Source organism: Bacillus cereus G9842 (assembly GCF_000021305.1).
Lineage (GTDB): Bacteria > Bacillota > Bacilli > Bacillales > Bacillaceae_G > Bacillus_A > Bacillus_A thuringiensis_S.
In genome coordinates this window covers 32,501-50,758 of sequence record NC_011772.1, presented here as the reverse complement: position 1 = coordinate 50,758, position 18,258 = coordinate 32,501, and the positions used below count along the sequence as shown (strand labels likewise).

Here is an 18,258-nt window from a genome sequence, read left to right as displayed (position 1 = left end):
TGTTTTACTCTTTAGTATCTTTTTTAAGAAATAAGCTATACTATTTAAAATGATTTTGAAAAAATTAGTAGTTTCTTCTTTTTATATTAATGAATTATGAAATTTACAAATATAAAGTAAAAAAAACAAACTCCTGTAAATGCTTACAGGAGTTTGCTACAAAATTATAAGGCTTTTCGTCAAAGCCCTTTTCATTCGAATTTTACGAAGCACCTGCTTCTTCAAACTCAACCTCTTCTAACTCGCCTAAACGATGATACTCTGTTAAAACCGCATCTTGAATTTTAGAGCGTGTACCAGAATTAATCGGATGTGCAATGTCACGGAACTCTCCATCTGGAGTACGTTTACTTGGCATTGCTACAAATAATCCATTATTACCATCAATTACACGAATATCATGAACAACAAATTCATGGTCCAAAGTAATAGAGGCAATTGCTCTCATGCGGCCTTCTGTGTTTACGCGGCGTAATCTTACGTCAGTCACTTCCATCTTGTGTTCACCACCCTTTTCTAAATAAGCGATATATTTGTATAAATTCCACAAATTTTCTATTTTCCCTTTAATTTTTTAAAAATTTTTAAGATAAAAATTTTTAATGTAGTTGAATATAGAGATTAGTGGAGGTTATCGCTTACAAAAGGTTACTTAACTAGGGCGATTACTTCAATTTCAACGGAAACATCTTTCGGTAATTTTGCTACTTGCACACAAGATCGAGCTGGTTTATGAGTAGAGAAATAAGAGCTATATACTTCATTCACTGCATTAAAATCATCCATGTCCTTTAAAAATACTGTTGTTTTTACGACTGTATCAAATGAAGCACCTGCTTCCTCTAATACCGCTTGTAAATTTTGAAATACTTGTTCTGTTTGTACTGTTACATCTCCTGTTACAAGCTCCCCATTTTCCGTTAATGGAATTTGTCCTGAGCTATAAAACATATTATTTACAATAATCCCTTGTGAGTAAGGTCCAATCGCTTGTGGTGCCTTGCTTGTTTGAACAACTTTCATACTTTTCACCCTTTTATTATTTATTTTACTCTTTAAAAATAGTGTACGAAAGGCAGTTTGTCCATCTATTTTATAATCTATAAATAAAATAAAAAAAGATAGAGCTATCTGCTCTACCTTTTATTCAGCCTCTACAAGCCCTTCATCAAATGGTGCAAGAGAATAATTCCCTTTTTCCACTTGAATCGTTTTTTCTTTCACATCAACTTCCGATAGACGAATTAATGATACAAAATTATTAATTAGTCGTTCTTCAATATCTGTGGATTCTACTAATACACCAATACCAACAACATTAGCCTTGAACTCTTCTAACATACTCATCATACCTTGAATCGTTCCACCAGCTTTCATGAAGTCATCAATAATTAAAACATTCGATCCTTCTGGAAGGCTGCGTTTTGCTAATGTCATTGTTTGAATTCGTTTAGAAGAACCCGACACATAGTTAATACTAACAGTCGGACCTTCTGTTACCTTATTATCTTTCCTTGCAATTACAACTGGTACATCTAAGTAATTTGCCACTGCATAAGCAAGTGGAATCCCTTTCGTTGCCACCGTCATAACCGCATCAATTGATTGCCTAGCAAAAACAGAAGCAAACAAACGACCTGCGCCATTAATATGGCGAGGATTACTCAATAAATCTGTCATGTATAAGTAACCGCCAGGCAAAATACGATCTGGATTTTCAAATAAGCCACAAAGCTCATCAATAATTAGATCTGCCTCTTCTTCACTTATATACGGTATATATTTCACTCCTCCTGCTGCTCCTGGTATCGTTTGCAATGTGCCGACCCCTTGTTGTTCAAACGTTTGCTTAATAATAACTAAATCTTCACTAATGGAAGACTTAGCCGATTGATACCTTTCAGCAAAAAAAGTGAGAGATACTAGCTGACGAGGGTTTTGTAGCAAGTAATAAGTCATATCGACTAATCTTGTACTTCTTCTAATTTTCATACTCTCACCTCAAATCACGAATATTCTAAACAAATCATAACGTATTATACGTCTTTATTCAAGCGTTTCTCGCTCTCCTAATAAACGTACCGCATAGACCTGTTCACAAAATCCTTTTAACCCGTTATAAATGCGATGCATTCGAGAATCATGGTGTACAAGTCCAAATACAGTTGGACCACTTCCACTCATCAATACAGCATCCGCTCCGAATCGCTTCATCTGTGATTTAATACGTGCAACTTCAGGATGCATTCCAAATGTTACATCTTCTAAAACGTTACCAACAGTATCACAAATCCCTTTATAATCTCCAGAATTTATGACATCAACCATTTTATCTACATTTGGATGTGTAACTCGATTTAACTTTAAATTTCCATACACATCAGCAGTAGATACACCTATATGTGGTTTCGCTAAAATAACCCAACAAGAAGGCGGAGTCTTTATATGCTCAATTTTCTCTCCTCTTCCAGTGGCAATTGCTGTGCCGCCGTATACACAGAACGATACATCTGATCCAATTTCTGCGCCAAGCTCTGCTAACTCATCAATTGTAAGCCCTAAATTCCATAATTTATTAAGACCACGTAATGTCGCTGCTGCATCACTACTTCCACCTGCTAATCCAGCTGCTACTGGAATCGTTTTTTCAATAGTAATAGATACACCTTTTTTTACATTAAACTTCTCTTTTAATAATTTCGCTGCCTGATAAGCTAAATTTCGTTGGTCGTCTGGGACATACCGATTATGGGATAAAATTTCAATACGGTCTTCTGCTAATTCCGTTAGTTCTAGACGATCTGCTAAATCAATGGTTGTCATAATCATTTTCACTTCATGATATCCGTCTTGTCTTTTTCCCAGTACATCTAACGACAGATTAATCTTTGCTGGTGCTTTCACTAGTAGCTTCAATCTATTCACCCACTCTATGTACTCAATCTTTTATCGTTTATTTTACCATAAATTTATAGTAAGACGATGACACTTCCCTAATTATAACGAAAAGCATTCAGAATGAAACTACTTATGTAAAATGATGGCACCTTTTAGAGTACAAAAAGCCGAGGAATGTCTCCTCGGCTACCGTAGCATAGAAAGTATCTTACAACTACTGGTTTCGTTTCATTAATTGCTGTTCTGCAATTTCTATAGCACGTTTCACCATGTTACCAGCATCTTTCGCACGAATTCCGCCCCATCCTTCTTTCTGAACAACATCATAAAAGCCAAGCTCTTTTGCTAGCTCTTCTTTAAATTGGTTTGACATGACACCTCTTCGTCTACTCAATGCAGAGTCCCTCCTTATTTTGCTACGGTATAGTTAGTATGCAAAATAATATAGCTTTTCATTTATGGGAATATATGTAATGATATATGGATTATAAAATGACCTCATTATGAGGGTCTCCATAAAATGTTAACTCTACTGTCTCTGTTAAAACATCTGCATAACTATAAGATACACGTTGCAACGCATCTTCTTGTTGATCCAATTGTACAACAAAAACAGAACGGTATGTTTCTGCTAGTACACCTGATTGCTCCACAGTTTTTCTTCTTCCACTATTTGCTTTTAACATAAGTCGCTGTCCAAGATGGTGATCTAATTCGCTTTTAATTTCATCTAAACGTTTTGACATATACTTCGCTACACCTCGCTGTAATTTAGATTGAACACTTAAAGCACTATATATCTATCCTAATTATTAACCGCGATTCACAGCTAATATCATCTTGCGTTTGAATAGATAGAAGAAATACTATATTGTAAAAGTATCATTACGTAGTCTGTACGTTCTTGCCTCTTTTTATCCAAATTCATTTAAATCCTTCCATACAAAAAAGCAAGATACATATGTACCCTGCTTACTCTTCGTAATGTTGAAAAGGTAATCCCGTTCGTAAAATCCCTCTCGTTTCAATTCCACCTAGTCCCTTTTCACCAGTAATTGTATTACGTACGACATCCCATACATTGACTCTCTCCATAAATGAAGTAAAACTAATTTTACCAACTACATATACGGGATCTAGTGCATGAATATTAATTCTAGATGGTGAACTAGCGAAATTGGCCCCTGCACGAATTAGTGCCTCAAAGTGCGATTGACATGCCCCAGCAAAAATAACAAGTTGATCCAATGATGGATATTTTTTTCGCACTTCTCGAACAGCCTGTACAAAATGCCTTGAATGCCTATATGCCGCTAAATCTCCCTTCACTCCTTTCGATTTTGTATATGCATCATGCCCCGTAATAACGAGAATGTCTGGGCGAAAGTGATCTATTAAGTCTACTACTTTTTCATGCATCTCCGTTTCTTTACAATGAATACCTTGTACAGGAACGCCAATTTTGTTATATAAGTCTAAGCACTTGCGCAAATATAAAGGGTCTCCATCTATATGCAATACACGTCCCGGCATTTGAAAATAATTCACCTCACTTGTGTATCCACCAGTTGAAGTATGTTCATGCCTTTGTTTCATTAACACATAATCTTGTTGAAACAAACGATACGTGCGCTCCATTGTTTCTTTCTCACGCTTCACCCTTTTTTTATGTTCTCGTTGATCTATACTAATTAAATCTTCAAGTGGCGCATCCGCCACCAGTCTAATTTCCTCTCCAAACAATATAGCTATCTCGCCTTTTATTTCTATAATACGAAAAAGAATATCCCTCTTATGAGAATATCGTTCCACTAATTCTCCAACATGTAAAGCCATTCTCCTACCTCCAAACTCATTAGGCCATCTTACCTGTTTTTAAAATATGAATTTAGAGGGAGAAAGGTGACAAAAGGGACAGTTCAAGTTGAACTGTCCCTTTCATATTCTTATGATAATTTATGAAGAACCAATGCATTACTTAATGTTGCAAACTCTTCAATAGATAGCGTTTCGCCTCTTCGCTTTGGATCAATTCCTACTTCTGTTAAAATTCGATCCAATAATTCCTTATCTTTCGGGAAACCATTTAAATTATTTGATAAATTATTCATTAAAGTTTTACGGCGCTGTGCGAAACTTGCTCGTACTACTTCAAAGAAGAATGTTTCATCTGTCACCTCTACAACTGGTTTCGGACGCTTTAGAAGGCGAATAATTGCAGAATCAACATTTGGCTGTGGTACAAACACTGTACGCGGTACAGTCATAACTGTTTCAACTTCTGTATAATACTGAATGGCAATCGATAAAGAACCATACTCTTTCGTTCCAGGTTTAGCAGCTAAACGATCTCCAACTTCTTTTTGCATCATAACAACAAATCCACGAACTGGTAACTTTTCTTCAAGCAATTTAAATAAAATTGGCGTTGTAATATAGTATGGCAAGTTAGCTACTACCATTACATCTTGCCCTTCTTCAAATTGCTCATTAAATACTTCATGTACATCCGCTTTTAGTACGTCTTTATTAATAACTGTAACGTTACCATATGGTGCTAACGTCTCATCTAAAATTGGTAATAGTCTTTGATCAATTTCAAAAGCCACTACTTTTTTAGCACGCTTCGCTAATTGCTCTGTTAATGCACCGATACCTGGTCCAATTTCAATTGCACCACTTTCTGAACCAATTTCAGCATGATCGACAATACGATTTAATACATTTGTATCAATTAAAAAGTTTTGTCCTAAACTTTTTTTGAATGAAAATCCATACTTTTCAACAATGTCTTTTGTACGATTTGGCGTTGCGATATCCTTCATTTTTTTTCCTCCTGTATTACTTGCTTATAAGCTTCTCCAAATGATTCCTTTGAAACTTGAAACATCTGTAATCGTTTATGTAACTGTTTTGCATTTGTATAACCAATCTTTAATAGCTTACCCATTCTTTCTCTGCGGCTCTTTGCCATTTCTCCGCCCACTAAGCCTGCATCGACTAAATCACTCCAACTAATTTCACTTGTATAAACTTCCATTTCTTCATGTATATTCTCTAGAGCACGGCGGATCGACTCATTAGAAGCATGTTCGATCCCAACTCCCTTTTTCCTTTTAGCAAGCGCTTCTTCCTTCGGTAAAAAGGCATGCTTACAGCCGGGAACCTTGTCAGAAATAATTTTTCGAATACGCTCTCCAGGATAATCCGGATCTGTGAAAATAATAACGCCCCTTTTTTGTTGCGCTAATTTAACTTGCTCAATAACATGATCACCGATTGCTGAACCGTTCGTTTCAATTGTATCCGCATCAACAGCACGCTTAATCGCAACTGTATCATCTTTACCTTCTACAACGATAATCTCTTTTATTTTCATGCTTGCCTCCACACTCGTTTCGTCTCTACTTAGTAAAACAAAAAAATGACGACTTTTCCATTATTATTTTCCCCATTCTTATATTTTAAAAAATAGAATAGAAAAATCTTTGTTCTCTGTCCTTATTGTAACACTTCATCATTCACATTTATTTTCTTCATCACTTCTACTAGTGTTTTTTCAAAATAAAAAAGAACAGGTTTCCCCATTCTTTTTTATTCAACACCAAATAAAAATTTTGCATTTTTGGTTGTCATTTCTGCTACTTCCTCATAAGAAATTCCTTTTAAATTCGCAATTTCTTCTGCTACGAGTTTTACATAACTCGGTTCATTTCGTTTCCCTCGAAATGGATGCGGCGTTAGATACGGACAATCCGTCTCTATTAACAATTTCTCTAATGGAATCTCCGTAGCAACCTCTTTCGGCTTCTTAGCATTTTTAAATGTAACTGGTCCGCCTAACGAAATTAAAAAGTTCATATCAACACATCGCTCTGCTACTTCTACGCTGCCGCTAAAGCAATGCATAATGCCTCCTACTTCAGCTGCATTCTCTTCTTCTAGAATATCAACAATATCTTGAGTTGCATCGCGGTTATGTATAATAATCGGCAATTTCACTTTTTTAGCTAATGTAATTTGTTTACGGAATACTTCTTTCTGTATTTCTTTTGGAGACTTATCCCAGTGATAATCTAAACCCATTTCTCCAAGTGCAACGACTTTAGGATGAGAAGCAAGTTCTTCTAACCAAGCTAAATGTTCTTCTGTCATGTCAATTGCATCAACTGGATGCCATCCAACCGCAGCGTAAATAAAATCATAGGCTTCAGCTAATTCCATCGCCTTTTTTATCGTTACTTCATCAAAACCAACAACAACTGTATAAGTAACTCCCGCTTCTTTCATTCGGGCAATAACTTCTTGCAAATCTTCTTCGAATTGCTCTGCATTCAAATGTGAATGTGTATCAAACAACATAATACATAACTCCTTTTATATTGAAATCAAGTTTATTCTACAAAAATAAGTTCTTTAATAACTTAACGATAACAATACTACAATCTTAATGCAAAAATAGAGAGTGTAAAAAGAAAAAAGACGCTTCACACATGTTACACGTGAAACATCTCTTTTCTTGTCTTAATTACTTGATTTTTGTACCATTTGGTAGATTTTGATCAATTGATGCTAATGACAATACGCCATTCTCTTCACCCGCTAAAATCATACCTTGCGATAATTCACCGCGTAATTTTACAGGTTTTAAGTTTGTTACACAAATAACCTTTTTACCTTTTAGGTCCTCTGGCGAATAGAATTTCGCAATTCCAGAAACAACTTGACGCTTTTCTGTGCCTAAGTCTAGTTGAATTTTTAACAACTTGTCTGCTTTTTTCACAGGTTCAGCAGATAGTACTTCAGCTACGCGTAATTCTACTTTAAAGAAATCATCAATTGTAATTTCTTCTGCCTTCGGTTCTTCTTCTTTTTTCTCTTCTACTTTAGGAGCAGAGCTTTTCATTTGTTCCTTAATGTACTCTACTTCCACTTCCATTTCTAAGCGAGGGAAAATTGGGTTTCCTTTTTCTACTTTTGTTCCAGCTGGAATACAGCCAATTGTAGATAGACTTTCCCAAGATTTATGAGCCTCATCAGTAAGGCCAAGCTGAGCGAACATCTTGCTTGGTGCTACTGTTAAGAATGGCATAAGCATAATACCTATTTGACGAAGTACTTCTGCTAAATGAGCCATTACAGAAGCTAACTTTTCACGATCATTCTCATCTTTCGCTAATACCCATGGTTGTGTTTCATCAATATATTTGTTCGTACGACTAACCAATTGCCAAATAGATCCTAACGCTACAGAGAACTCCATATTCTCCATTGCCTCTTCTACTTTTTTCAATGTATCTTTTGCAAACGTTACTAACGTTTCATCAAATTCCGTTACATTCGCTTTAAATGCAGGGATTTCTCCGTTAAAGTACTTATCAATCATAGCTACTGTACGATTTAATAAGTTACCTAAGTCATTTGCTAGATCGAAATTAATACGCTCCACAAATCCTTCTGGTGTGAATACACCGTCAGATCCGAATGGAACTTCACGAAGTAAGTAATAACGTAATGCATCTAATCCGTAACGATCGATCAATGTAACTGGATCTACTACGTTTCCTTTTGACTTACTCATCTTTCCATCCTTCATTAAAATCCAGCCATGAGCAAAGACTTTTTTCGGAAGAGGTAAATCTAATGCCATTAAAATGATTGGCCAATAAATTGTATGGAAACGAACGATTTCTTTTCCAACTAAATGCACATCTGCCGGCCAGAATTTCTTATACATCTCTTCATTTTCTGTTCCATAACCTAATGCTGTAATGTAGTTAGATAATGCGTCAACCCATACGTAAATAACGTGTTTCGGATTACCTGGAACACGAACTCCCCAGTCAAATGAAGTACGAGAAACTGCTAAATCTTCTAAGCCTGGTTTAATGAAGTTATTAATCATTTCATTCTTACGAGACTCTGGCTGAATGAAATGTGGATTATCTTCATAGAATTTTAATAGTCTGTCGACATATTTACCCATTCTAAAGAAATATGATTCTTCACGAACAAGTTCTACATCATGACCACTATCTGGACTTTTTCCTCCAACTACTTTGTCACCTTCCATAATTGGATCTACTAATTGATGCTCCGTATAGAATGTCTCATCTTGTACAGAATACCAACCTTCATATTCATCAAGATAAATATCACCTTGATCTACTAGTTGCTTAAAGATTTTTTCAACAACATCTTTATGACGATCTTCAGTTGTACGAATAAAATCATCATAAGAGATATCCATCTTCTCCCAAAGTTCTTTAATTCCTGCAACAATATTATCCACATATGCTTGTGGTGTAATATTTAATTCTTCTGCTTTTTTTTGGATTTTCTGTCCATGCTCATCAGTTCCTGTTAAATAATGAACATTGTATCCTTGCATACGCTTATATCGTGCCATTGCATCTCCTGCTACTGTCGTATAAGCATGTCCAATGTGTAATTTTCCACTTGGATAATAAATTGGGGTAGTAATATAAAAGGACTTATTTTCCTCTGTCATTGTTTTGGACCTCCCGAATAACCTCATATGTATTTATAAACAGTATATCAAAAACTCATATATAAAGTGAAACTTTAATCAGCGGGGTTTTTGTTCATCCCCACTGATTATTAGCCCACATCAATCGGGCTTTTACGAGCAGCCCGAATCTCACTTATCTTCTTTACCCCAACCTAATTTTGAATTTGGGTTCTTAATGCTCGATATCTTTATCATCTATTGCTCATATTCCAAAAAAATATACAATCTCCACTTAAAATTTGTTAATTTTTCAGAAAACAATGTAAATAATTGTGGAATTTCCTCTCAATCTATTATATATAAGAAATAAGAAATCTATAAATCTTTTTAAAAAATATAGAATTTAAGAATTGACGGAAATGTAAATGATTGGTATCATATGTCCATAGGGTATTTTGTCGAAAAATGACGAATCTAAAAATAGACTCGAAACTTATAAACTATTTATTTAGGAGGAAAAAAATTATGAAATCTACTGGTATTGTTCGTAAAGTTGATGAATTAGGTCGTGTAGTAATTCCAATCGAATTACGCCGTACTTTAGGTATTGCAGAAAAGGATGCTCTTGAAATCTATGTTGATGACGAGAAAATCATCTTAAAAAAATATAAACCAAACATGACTTGCCAAGTAACTGGTGAAGTATCTGACGGTAACCTTTCTTTAGCTGAAGGTAAAATCATCTTAAGCAAAGAAGGCGCTGAGCAAATCTTAAACGAACTTCAAGATTATATCGAAACAGCAAAATAAGCTTCTCAATTATGAGAAGCTTATTTTTTATCGACATGATAGATTTGATATACATCTCTTTTCGACAAATCTCGATCTTTAGCGACTGTTTTAATCGCTTCTTTTGAATTCATACCTTTTTCATTTATATAGTGTTCAATATGATCATATACTGAAAGAGATTCCCACCATTGTTCTTCTGGAGCAGGTTCTTCTGTCGAACCAGCTACTAAAATACAAAACTCACCACGTACCTCATTTTGCTTCGTCCACTCAATTGCTTCTTCGACTGTTCCTCGAATAAATTCCTCAAATTTTTTCGTTAACTCCCGACATAATACAATCTCTCTATTTCCCAACACTTCCTGCATCGAAATTAAAGTATCATCTAAACGATGAGGCGCTTCATAAAACATCATTGTAGTTTGTACATAACGAAGCTTTTCTAACTCCATCTTTCGTTCCTTTTTATTTCTCTGCAAGAAACCATAGAAATAAAACTGCTTTGTTTCAAGACCAGATGCAATTAATGCTGTAAGGGCTGCATTTGCTCCAGGAAGCGGAATTACATGATATTGCTCAGCTACTGCCTCAACAACAATATCGTAACCTGGATCAGAAATACACGGCATACCAGCGTCACTAACAAGTGCTACATTCTTTCCATCCTCTAATTTCTCTAATATTTTCTTCCCACTTACTTCTTTATTGTGCTCATGATAACTCGTGACAGGTGTTTCAATTTCAAAATAATTACAAAGTTTTTTCGTTTGTCTCGTATCTTCAGCAGCAATTAAATCAACTTCTTTTAAAATTCGGATTGCACGAAATGTCATATCTTCTAAATTTCCAATAGGAGTTGGTACTAAATATAAAACTCCCTTTTCATTTTGTTGAAAGCTTTTTTGTTGCCACATAGCGTTCTCCTTTTTGCATATATGCCTCTTTTTGTTTTCTCGTTAATTGCTTAAAGTAATACTCCGCTTGCATAGCTGTACGTTTATCATCATGGGTCTCTACATATTTTAAAACGACAGGAAGCCTGACGCGTGTATACTTAGCTCCTTTGCCGCTATTATGAGTCTGAATTCGTTTTTCGATATGGTTTGTATATCCAGCATAATAACTTCCATCAGAGCACTCTACCACATAAAAAAAATGCTTATTCTTCTCCATATAAAATTGAACGTATCTCCTTTGTATATTCGTTATTGTTCTCATATACAACGAGAGGTGGTAAAATTTTTAAATCTGCATTTCCATCCTTAATTCCTTCAATTAACAATGTATTTGCTTCTTTTCCAACCTTAGGATAAACAAATCGCACACGCTTTGGTTCAATTCTATATTTACGCATTAATGTGACAATGTCGAGTAATCGCCCTGGACGATGTACAAACGCCACTTTCCCACCTTGTTTTACTAACTGACTACTTGCAGATACAACATCTTCTAATGTACACATAATTTCATGACGAGCTATCGCTAAATGTTCATTCATATTTTTCTCTGAAGTTTGAGGTGTTTGAAAATATGGTGGATTACATGTAACAACATCATATTGATGACGTCCGAGTTTCTCTGGCATATCTTTCAAATCTCCATGTATGAGGTGAATTCTTTCTTCCAGCCCATTATATTGAACACTTCTTACTCCCATATCATATAAGCGTTCTTGAATTTCCACACCAGTAATCTTTCCTTTTGTTCTTGTACTTAATAGAAGGGGGACAACTGCGTTACCTGTACACAAATCAAGTAAATTCCCCTTTTGAATTGGTACCCATGCAAAATCTGCCAGTAAAACAGCATCTAAAGAAAAATTAAATACTGATGGGCTTTGTATAATCTTCATGTCTTGCGCTAATAAGTAATCTAAACGTTCATCTTCATATAAATTCATATACTGCTCCTTTTCTTACCCTTAACCTACCCTATTTCATGTATAAAAAATTACCTTTCCAATTATAATTGGAAAGGTAATTTCACTTTTTATTTAAGAATGACAGACAGAACAAACAATCTCCCTCTTTACGTACACTTCCATAATGTAGATTGCAAATATGAAAACCTTCTTGATACAGTCTCGCTAAATTGTCATAGCCTTCACCAATATCTGTCTTCGGCTTCACTTCTTTACGCTTTTGAGTTTTTTGTTTTTCTTTATTCTGCACTTCTTCAAAACGGTGTCGCAAATTGTTATTTTCCATTTTTATATGCTGGTTTTCTTCCAACAACTCTGCAAGATGCTGTTTTAACTCTCCCAACTGTTTGTATAAATGTCCAATTTGCTCTTCCATACTAGAAACCGATTCAAAAATATCTTTTTTCTCCACAAGCACCCACCTCATTAATCTGTGGTTTGACTCGAAACGACCCCTTTATTCACTAACTCATCTAACGTATATTCTACTATCCGTTCCTTGTCTACTAGTTCCACTTGAATTAATCTTTCTAAAATATTTAATCCGATAACACGGCCAGTACCATGCGGGGTTTGTATACGTTGATCTAAATCAGGAAGTTGTTCCTTTGCTGCCTCATATTCATCATTCTCATATTTTAAGCAACACATTAAGCGACCACATAAACCAGAGATTTTTGCAGGATTTAATGATAAATTTTGATCCTTTGCCATTTTGATGGATACAGGTTCAAAATCTCCTAAAAAAGTAGAACAACAAAGCATACGACCACATGGACCAATACCACCTAGCATCTTCGCTTCATCACGAACACCAATTTGTCTTAGTTCAATTCTTGTTCTAAAAATTGCCGCTAAGTCCTTCACTAGTTCGCGGAAATCGATCCGACCATCCGCAGTAAAATAGAAAATAATCTTATTACGATCGAATGTATACTCTACATCTACAAGTTTCATATCAAGATTATGCTCTACTACCTTTTGTTGACAGACTTGATATGCTTCTTTTGCAGCATGTTTGTTCTCTTCAACAATGGTACGATCATTTTCATTTGCAATACGAATAACCTTTTTTAGCGGTAATACAACGTCGTTTTCATCAACTTGCTTTTTGGTAATAACTACTTTTCCGTATTCAATACCTCTTACCGTTTCTACAATGACAAACTCATTTTCAGAGATATCGAACTGATTTGGATCAAAGTAATATACCTTTCCGGCCTTCTTAAAGCGAACACCTACTACATCATACAAAACGGTCATCCCTCCTGCAACCGCAACACTAACTGTTCGAACACAAGCTGCGCATTTACATTAGCGTTGATTCTATTTTTTGCCTCTAATATATTAAAGAGAGCTGATACAATGCGCTTCTGAGCATAGGAAAACGATTCAAACATCTCTTTCTGCTCATGAAAAACAAGACGATCTTCTTCTCCAAGTTGAACATATAGTAAATCCTTATAAATAAGGAGTAACATATCTAAACCTTGTTGTAATTGTTCTTTCTCTCCAAAGTGTTTTCCCCATTTTTCTTGTACAAAAAAAATAGAGGTTTTATCTTTTTCGAGCGCTTCACATAATTTTATCACTAAAGCTCGTGCTTGTGCAAACCATTCATCACTACATAAAGCTAAAGCTTCATCAAAACTATTTGTGAGTTGAGCAGCAAGTGTCGATAAAGATGCTGTAATACCTTCTTCCTGTAATCTTCTAATTAAAGATTCCGTAGGTAACGGTCTAAACGTAACAACTTGGCAGCGAGATAAAATCGTATTTAAAATTTGATGACTTTGTTCAGTAAGTAAAATAGCGGTTGTATCACTACTTGGTTCTTCTAAAAATTTCAAAAGTGTATTTGCCGCATTTGCTGTCATACGATCTGCGTGCTCAATAATATATAATTTTTTATTTGCCTCTAATCCTGTTTTTGAAAACTCTTCTTGTAAATCATGAATTTGCTGCTTCTTAATAGATAATCCGTCTGGTTTTACAATATGTAAGTTAGGGTGGTTACCTGAATCAATTCGCTTACAATTTGTGCATACATGGCAGGGCTCTACTCCATTCCGCTGAGAACAGAGGAAACTCTTTGCCATTTGAATTGCTGTCGCAAACTTTCCCGTACCTTTCCCTCCCTCTAACAAGTAAGCGTGGGATATACGCTCTTTTGCAATGCTATTCATCAACATTTTTACACCGATGGGTTGTATAGCAGAAAGCTGCTCCCACGTCTTCATCATAATGCATACCTCACTTATTTCATTCTTTCCTTCTATTATAACAATTTATCTTCTATAATCTGAACAACTTCTTCTATAAGTTTTTCCATCGGCTGATCAGCATTTACCAATACAATACGATCCGAGAAACGTTCTACAACTTGTAAATACCCTTCGCGCACACGTTTATGGAAAGAGATATCTTCCATATCTAGTCGATTTACTTCACGTCCTGCATCTTTTTCAATTCGAGCCAAACCAACCTCAGGCTCAATGTCTAGATAAATTGTTAAACTAGGCATACAGTCCTCTGTTGCGAAACGATTTATTTCAAATACCTTATCCATACCCAACCCTCTTGCATAGCCTTGATATGCTAAAGAACTATCTATAAAACGATCACATAGCACGAGATAGTTCTCATTAAGTGCTGGCATAACTTTTTCTACTAAATGCTGTCTGCGCGCAGCAGCATAAAGAAGCGCTTCTGTACGTGCTTCCATCATCGTATATTCTTGTTTATGTAAAATCGTCCTAATGTCCTCAGAAATTGCAATACCACCTGGTTCCCTTGTCGCCATTACCTTTTGTGCTTTTTGTTCAAAATATGGTAATAAGCTTTTAATTAACGTTGTTTTACCTGAACCTTCTGGACCCTCAATTGTTACAAATAATCCCTTCATCCTAAAACCTACTTTCTATATCATACACTTTCATATATTTCGTATTACCTTGAAAACGAGCTCCTGCTCTCTCTAAATACATAATTTGCTCTTTATGCTCTGAAGTAATTCTCTCTCCATACATAACCAATGGAATTCCAGGTGGATACGGAATTACCATTTCCGCCGCTATCATTCCAACAGCCTCTTCTATAGATACTATCTTTGTTCCATATCCTTCTAGTTGTTTATACGTATACGGCAAAGGAGAGAATTCACCTTTATAAGTATAACGAATAGATTCCCTCTTGTCTTTCACGTCATAATGTTGCAATGCTACTCGGATCATCTCTATAACCTTCATATACTCCTCATTTACTTGCAGGGGTAAAATAAATAGGACATTGTACGGATCAGCCATCTCTGTATATATACCGACATTTTCAAATACGGACTGTAATTCGTACCCTGATAACTGACAACGAGTTTGTACGGTAACCTTTAGCTCGTCTTGCAACGGATATTCTAAAATGGCGATTTGTGGAATAGAACGTAACTGTTCCTTAAATCTCCGTAAAAACTCAACAATTTCACCATGTCCTTCTTCTTTTATACGCGCCATTGTAAAGCGTGCTATATCCAAGGAAGCCATAATTGGATACGATGGACTACTAGATTGTAGCATACTTAAATAAGTAGTAACCTTCTCTTCGTCTACTAAGTGACCATTTATATGTAAATAGGAACCCATTGTCATTGCGGGTAATGTTTTATGTGCAGAATGAACTACAATATCTGCACCATATGTTAACGCTGATTTTGGGAATGGTTCTCCCAAACAAAGATGTGCCCCATGTGCCTCATCTACCAAAACAGGGATTTTATGTGCATGTGCAAAAGCGATGCTTGCCTCTAAATCCATCCCCATACCATAATAATTAGGATGCGTTAAAATGAGTGCTTTCGCATTTGGATATTTTCCAATTGCTTTCTTAATAATTTCATTACGAACTCCCACTGGTACGTTATAAGCTTCATCAATCCATGGATCTAAAAAAATGGGATTTGCTCCCGCTAGTTTTAAACCATTAATAATTGATTTATGACAATTTCTTTGTACAAGAACAATATCATGTTCCCTGCAACAAGACAAAATCATTGCTAAGTTCCCGACTGTTGAACCATTAATTAAAAAATAACTTCTCTTTGTATCATACACTTCAGTCAATAATTGTTGTGCCTCATCTATACATTCAAACGGACTATGCAAATCATCCAGTCCTGCTAACTCAGTTACATCAATAGATAGAATATCTTTAAACTCTCTTATTGCCTTCTGAGGGAAGTTTAAACCATTCTTATGACCTGGAACATGAAAAGATAACGCCCCTCTTTCTTTAAACTCTATTAACGCCTCATATAAAGGCATATGATTTTGATTCATCTACATCTCTTCCTTATAATTCATTCTCCATCTATTATACAGAACAAAAAAAATAATAGGCATATGCCTATTTAAAAATATGATACTTCTAATTTTCGAAGTTGCTTTAAATAATGTATATATTTTGGATCATCTGTCTCTGTGTTCACCATATCCTTTTCACATTCATAACATATTAAATTATTATAAACATATATACCTTCTTTTCTTTTTGTCTCACAAACAATACAAACTTCACTTTGTAATTTCATAACCTTCCCTCCCTATTTAAGTGAACCTATTTTATACTTCTAATCCTTAACAATTTCCAGAAAAATATACACCCATCTCTTATATAATATGATTAACTCTTGGGCAACGTGTTTGTATTACCATTACTTCTTTCCCATTCTTTTTAACAATACAAAAAAACACGAGTCAAATGACTCGTGTTTTAGTTGCTTGGCGACGTCCTACTCTCACAGGGACAAGGTCCCAACTACCATCGGCGCTAGAGAGCTTAACTTCCGTGTTCGGTATGGGAACGGGTGTGACCTCTCTGCCATCATCACCAAACTATTGAAGGCATATTCCTTCAAAACTAGATAACATTTGCTACATATTATATGGTTAAGTCCTCGATCTATTAGTATTCGTCAGCTCCACATGTCACCATGCTTCCACCTCGAACCTATCAACCTGATCATCTTTCAGGGATCTTACTAGCTTACGCTATGGGAAATCTCATCTTGAGGGGGGCTTCATGCTTAGATGCTTTCAGCACTTATCCCTTCCGCACATAGCTACCCAGCTATGCCCTTGGCAGAACAACTGGTACACCAGCGGTGCGTCCATCCCGGTCCTCTCGTACTAAGGACAGCTCCTCTCAAATTTCCTACGCCCACGACGGATAGGGACCGAACTGTCTCACGACGTTCTGAACCCAGCTCGCGTACCGCTTTAATGGGCGAACAGCCCAACCCTTGGGACCGACTACAGCCCCAGGATGCGATGAGCCGACATCGAGGTGCCAAACCTCCCCGTCGATGTGGACTCTTGGGGGAGATAAGCCTGTTATCCCCGGGGTAGCTTTTATCCGTTGAGCGATGGCCCTTCCATGCGGAACCACCGGATCACTAAGCCCGACTTTCGTCCCTGCTCGACTTGTAGGTCTCGCAGTCAAGCTCCCTTATGCCTTTGCACTCTACGAATGATTTCCAACCATTCTGAGGGAACCTTTGGGCGCCTCCGTTACACTTTAGGAGGCGACCGCCCCAGTCAAACTGCCCACCTGACACTGTCTCCCGGGTCGATAAGACCCGTAGGTTAGAATTTCAATACAGTCAGGGCGGTATCCCACCAGCGCCTCCACCGAAGCTAGCGCTCCGGTTTCAATGGCTCCCGCCTATCCTGTACAAACTGTACCAAAATTCAATATCAGGCTACAGTAAAGCTCCACGGGGTCTTTCCGTCCTGTCGCGGGTAACCTGCATCTTCACAGGTACTATAATTTCACCGAGTCTCTGGTTGAGACAGTGCCCAAATCGTTACACCTTTCGTGCGGGTCGGAACTTACCCGACAAGGAATTTCGCTACCTTAGGACCGTTATAGTTACGGCCGCCGTTTACTGGGGCTTCAGTTCAGAGCTTCGCTTACGCTAACCCCTCTCCTTAACCTTCCAGCACCGGGCAGGTGTCACCCCCTATACTTCGCCTTACGGCTTCGCAGAGAGCTGTGTTTTTGCTAAACAGTCGCTTGGGCCTATTCACTGCGGCTTTCCGTTAAGAAAGCACCCCTTCTCCCGAAGTTACGGGGTCATTTTGCCGAGTTCCTTAACCAGAGTTCTCTCGCACACCTTAGGATTCTC

General features: G+C 36.6%; 21 protein-coding genes and 2 rRNA genes (1 of these 23 running past the window's edge). 1 reads left to right on the top strand and 22 read right to left on the bottom strand.

The window, feature by feature from the left end; translation table 11 throughout:
• Positions 1 to 202: 202 nt before the first annotated feature.
• The 11 genes from spoVG to metG form a co-directional block, all read right to left on the bottom strand.
• The gene (spoVG, locus tag BCG9842_RS00270; protein WP_000454041.1) at positions 203 to 496 is read right to left on the bottom strand and encodes a septation regulator SpoVG; all 294 of its coding nucleotides are present in this window, start codon (positions 494 to 496) and stop codon (positions 203 to 205) included.
• Between the two features lie 152 nt (positions 497 to 648).
• The gene (locus tag BCG9842_RS00265; RefSeq protein WP_000869823.1) at positions 649 to 1,023 is read right to left on the bottom strand and encodes a RidA family protein; all 375 of its coding nucleotides are present in this window, start codon (positions 1,021 to 1,023) and stop codon (positions 649 to 651) included.
• A gap of 120 nt (positions 1,024 to 1,143) precedes the next feature.
• Positions 1,144 to 1,992, bottom strand: a complete 849-nt coding sequence (gene purR / locus BCG9842_RS00260) for a pur operon repressor (RefSeq protein WP_000702467.1) — start codon at positions 1,990 to 1,992, stop codon at positions 1,144 to 1,146.
• Between the two features lie 54 nt (positions 1,993 to 2,046).
• Positions 2,047 to 2,916, bottom strand: coding sequence for a 4-(cytidine 5'-diphospho)-2-C-methyl-D-erythritol kinase (gene ispE, locus BCG9842_RS00255; protein ID WP_000772104.1), 870 nt, complete (start codon positions 2,914 to 2,916; stop codon positions 2,047 to 2,049).
• Between the two features lie 196 nt (positions 2,917 to 3,112).
• A complete protein-coding gene (sspF, locus tag BCG9842_RS00250) occupies positions 3,113 to 3,292 on the bottom strand; it encodes an acid-soluble spore protein SspF (protein WP_002094215.1) in 180 nt (59 codons plus the stop codon).
• A gap of 91 nt (positions 3,293 to 3,383) precedes the next feature.
• Positions 3,384 to 3,644 carry a biofilm formation stimulator Veg gene (veg, locus tag BCG9842_RS00245; protein WP_000044347.1) on the bottom strand — a complete coding sequence of 87 codons (261 nt, stop codon included), beginning with the start codon at positions 3,642 to 3,644 and terminating at the stop codon, positions 3,384 to 3,386.
• Between the two features lie 226 nt (positions 3,645 to 3,870).
• A complete protein-coding gene (yabG, locus tag BCG9842_RS00240) occupies positions 3,871 to 4,734 on the bottom strand; it encodes a sporulation peptidase YabG (protein ID WP_001173734.1) in 864 nt (287 codons plus the stop codon).
• Between the two features lie 110 nt (positions 4,735 to 4,844).
• The gene (rsmA, locus tag BCG9842_RS00235; protein ID WP_000651548.1) at positions 4,845 to 5,723 is read right to left on the bottom strand and encodes a 16S rRNA (adenine(1518)-N(6)/adenine(1519)-N(6))-dimethyltransferase RsmA; all 879 of its coding nucleotides are present in this window, start codon (positions 5,721 to 5,723) and stop codon (positions 4,845 to 4,847) included.
• Positions 5,720 to 6,277 carry a ribonuclease M5 gene (rnmV, locus tag BCG9842_RS00230; RefSeq protein WP_000692842.1) on the bottom strand — a complete coding sequence of 186 codons (558 nt, stop codon included), beginning with the start codon at positions 6,275 to 6,277 and terminating at the stop codon, positions 5,720 to 5,722. The genes rsmA and rnmV overlap by 4 nt, the downstream gene beginning before the upstream one ends.
• 215 nt (positions 6,278 to 6,492) lie before the next feature.
• Entirely contained in the window at positions 6,493 to 7,260 is a 768-nt protein-coding gene (locus tag BCG9842_RS00225; RefSeq protein WP_000895845.1) for a TatD family hydrolase, read from the bottom strand.
• Positions 7,261 to 7,426: 166 nt separating this feature from the next.
• On the bottom strand, positions 7,427 to 9,409 hold the full coding sequence (metG, locus tag BCG9842_RS00220) for a methionine--tRNA ligase (protein WP_000134137.1): 1,983 nt from the start codon (positions 9,407 to 9,409) through the stop codon (positions 7,427 to 7,429).
• Between the two features lie 486 nt (positions 9,410 to 9,895).
• On the opposite strand from metG, the gene BCG9842_RS00215 reads away from it, so the two are divergent.
• Positions 9,896 to 10,180, top strand: coding sequence for an AbrB/MazE/SpoVT family DNA-binding domain-containing protein (locus tag BCG9842_RS00215; RefSeq protein WP_000843036.1), 285 nt, complete (start codon positions 9,896 to 9,898; stop codon positions 10,178 to 10,180).
• 20 nt (positions 10,181 to 10,200) lie between these two features.
• On the opposite strand, the gene rsmI is transcribed toward BCG9842_RS00215, so the two are convergent.
• The 11 genes from rsmI to BCG9842_RS00160 all read right to left on the bottom strand — a co-directional run.
• Positions 10,201 to 11,076 (bottom strand): 16S rRNA (cytidine(1402)-2'-O)-methyltransferase, encoded by an 876-nt coding sequence (gene rsmI / locus BCG9842_RS00210; protein WP_000267816.1) that lies wholly within the window; start codon positions 11,074 to 11,076, stop codon positions 10,201 to 10,203.
• Entirely contained in the window at positions 11,045 to 11,335 is a 291-nt protein-coding gene (locus BCG9842_RS00205) for a GIY-YIG nuclease family protein (RefSeq protein ID WP_000414350.1), read from the bottom strand. The genes rsmI and BCG9842_RS00205 overlap by 32 nt, the downstream gene beginning before the upstream one ends.
• Positions 11,322 to 12,062: a tRNA1(Val) (adenine(37)-N6)-methyltransferase gene (locus BCG9842_RS00200; protein WP_001055357.1), complete on the bottom strand. Its 741-nt coding sequence runs from the start codon at positions 12,060 to 12,062 to the stop codon at positions 11,322 to 11,324. Before BCG9842_RS00200 ends, BCG9842_RS00205 begins: the two co-directional genes overlap by 14 nt.
• 82 nt (positions 12,063 to 12,144) lie before the next feature.
• Positions 12,145 to 12,495, bottom strand: a complete 351-nt coding sequence (gene yabA, locus BCG9842_RS00195) for a DNA replication initiation control protein YabA (protein ID WP_000412063.1) — start codon at positions 12,493 to 12,495, stop codon at positions 12,145 to 12,147.
• Positions 12,496 to 12,509: 14 nt separating this feature from the next.
• On the bottom strand, positions 12,510 to 13,337 hold the full coding sequence (locus tag BCG9842_RS00190; RefSeq protein WP_000272429.1) for a PSP1 domain-containing protein: 828 nt from the start codon (positions 13,335 to 13,337) through the stop codon (positions 12,510 to 12,512).
• 5 nt (positions 13,338 to 13,342) lie between these two features.
• On the bottom strand, positions 13,343 to 14,326 hold the full coding sequence (holB, locus tag BCG9842_RS00185) for a DNA polymerase III subunit delta' (protein WP_000978578.1): 984 nt from the start codon (positions 14,324 to 14,326) through the stop codon (positions 13,343 to 13,345).
• A 35-nt stretch (positions 14,327 to 14,361) separates the two neighbouring features.
• A complete protein-coding gene (tmk, locus tag BCG9842_RS00180; RefSeq protein WP_000677218.1) occupies positions 14,362 to 14,988 on the bottom strand; it encodes a dTMP kinase in 627 nt (208 codons plus the stop codon).
• 1 nt (position 14,989) lies between these two features.
• Positions 14,990 to 16,411 (bottom strand): aminotransferase class I/II-fold pyridoxal phosphate-dependent enzyme, encoded by a 1,422-nt coding sequence (locus BCG9842_RS00175; protein ID WP_001073003.1) that lies wholly within the window; start codon positions 16,409 to 16,411, stop codon positions 14,990 to 14,992.
• A 71-nt stretch (positions 16,412 to 16,482) separates the two neighbouring features.
• On the bottom strand, positions 16,483 to 16,662 hold the full coding sequence (locus BCG9842_RS00170; RefSeq protein WP_000776279.1) for a sigma factor G inhibitor Gin: 180 nt from the start codon (positions 16,660 to 16,662) through the stop codon (positions 16,483 to 16,485).
• Between the two features lie 188 nt (positions 16,663 to 16,850).
• Positions 16,851 to 16,966 (bottom strand): 5S ribosomal RNA (gene rrf / locus BCG9842_RS00165).
• Between the two features lie 50 nt (positions 16,967 to 17,016).
• Positions 17,017 to 18,258: ribosomal RNA gene (locus BCG9842_RS00160) — 23S ribosomal RNA — on the bottom strand; it runs 1,680 nt beyond the window's last position.

Bases quoted from the DNA above. Each gene is read 5' to 3' on its own strand.
- spoVG (WP_000454041.1), bottom strand. From the start codon at position 496: ATGGAAGTGACTGACGTAAGATTACGCCGCGTAAACACAGAAGGCCGC.
- BCG9842_RS00265 (WP_000869823.1), bottom strand. From the start codon at position 1,023: ATGAAAGTTGTTCAAACAAGCAAGGCACCACAAGCGATTGGACCTTAC.
- purR (WP_000702467.1), bottom strand. From the start codon at position 1,992: ATGAAAATTAGAAGAAGTACAAGATTAGTCGATATGACTTATTACTTG.
- veg (WP_000044347.1), bottom strand. From the start codon at position 3,644: ATGTCAAAACGTTTAGATGAAATTAAAAGCGAATTAGATCACCATCTT.
- yabG (WP_001173734.1), bottom strand. From the start codon at position 4,734: ATGGCTTTACATGTTGGAGAATTAGTGGAACGATATTCTCATAAGAGG.
- rsmA (WP_000651548.1), bottom strand. From the start codon at position 5,723: ATGAAGGATATCGCAACGCCAAATCGTACAAAAGACATTGTTGAAAAG.
- rnmV (WP_000692842.1), bottom strand. From the start codon at position 6,277: ATGAAAATAAAAGAGATTATCGTTGTAGAAGGTAAAGATGATACAGTT.
- BCG9842_RS00225 (WP_000895845.1), bottom strand. From the start codon at position 7,260: ATGTTGTTTGATACACATTCACATTTGAATGCAGAGCAATTCGAAGAA.
- metG (WP_000134137.1), bottom strand. From the start codon at position 9,409: ATGACAGAGGAAAATAAGTCCTTTTATATTACTACCCCAATTTATTAT.
- BCG9842_RS00215 (WP_000843036.1), top strand. From the start codon at position 9,896: ATGAAATCTACTGGTATTGTTCGTAAAGTTGATGAATTAGGTCGTGTA.
- rsmI (WP_000267816.1), bottom strand. From the start codon at position 11,076: ATGTGGCAACAAAAAAGCTTTCAACAAAATGAAAAGGGAGTTTTATAT.
- BCG9842_RS00205 (WP_000414350.1), bottom strand. From the start codon at position 11,335: ATGGAGAAGAATAAGCATTTTTTTTATGTGGTAGAGTGCTCTGATGGA.
- BCG9842_RS00200 (WP_001055357.1), bottom strand. From the start codon at position 12,062: ATGAATTTATATGAAGATGAACGTTTAGATTACTTATTAGCGCAAGAC.
- holB (WP_000978578.1), bottom strand. From the start codon at position 14,326: ATGATGAAGACGTGGGAGCAGCTTTCTGCTATACAACCCATCGGTGTA.
- tmk (WP_000677218.1), bottom strand. From the start codon at position 14,988: ATGAAGGGATTATTTGTAACAATTGAGGGTCCAGAAGGTTCAGGTAAA.
- BCG9842_RS00175 (WP_001073003.1), bottom strand. From the start codon at position 16,411: ATGAATCAAAATCATATGCCTTTATATGAGGCGTTAATAGAGTTTAAA.
- BCG9842_RS00170 (WP_000776279.1), bottom strand. From the start codon at position 16,662: ATGAAATTACAAAGTGAAGTTTGTATTGTTTGTGAGACAAAAAGAAAA.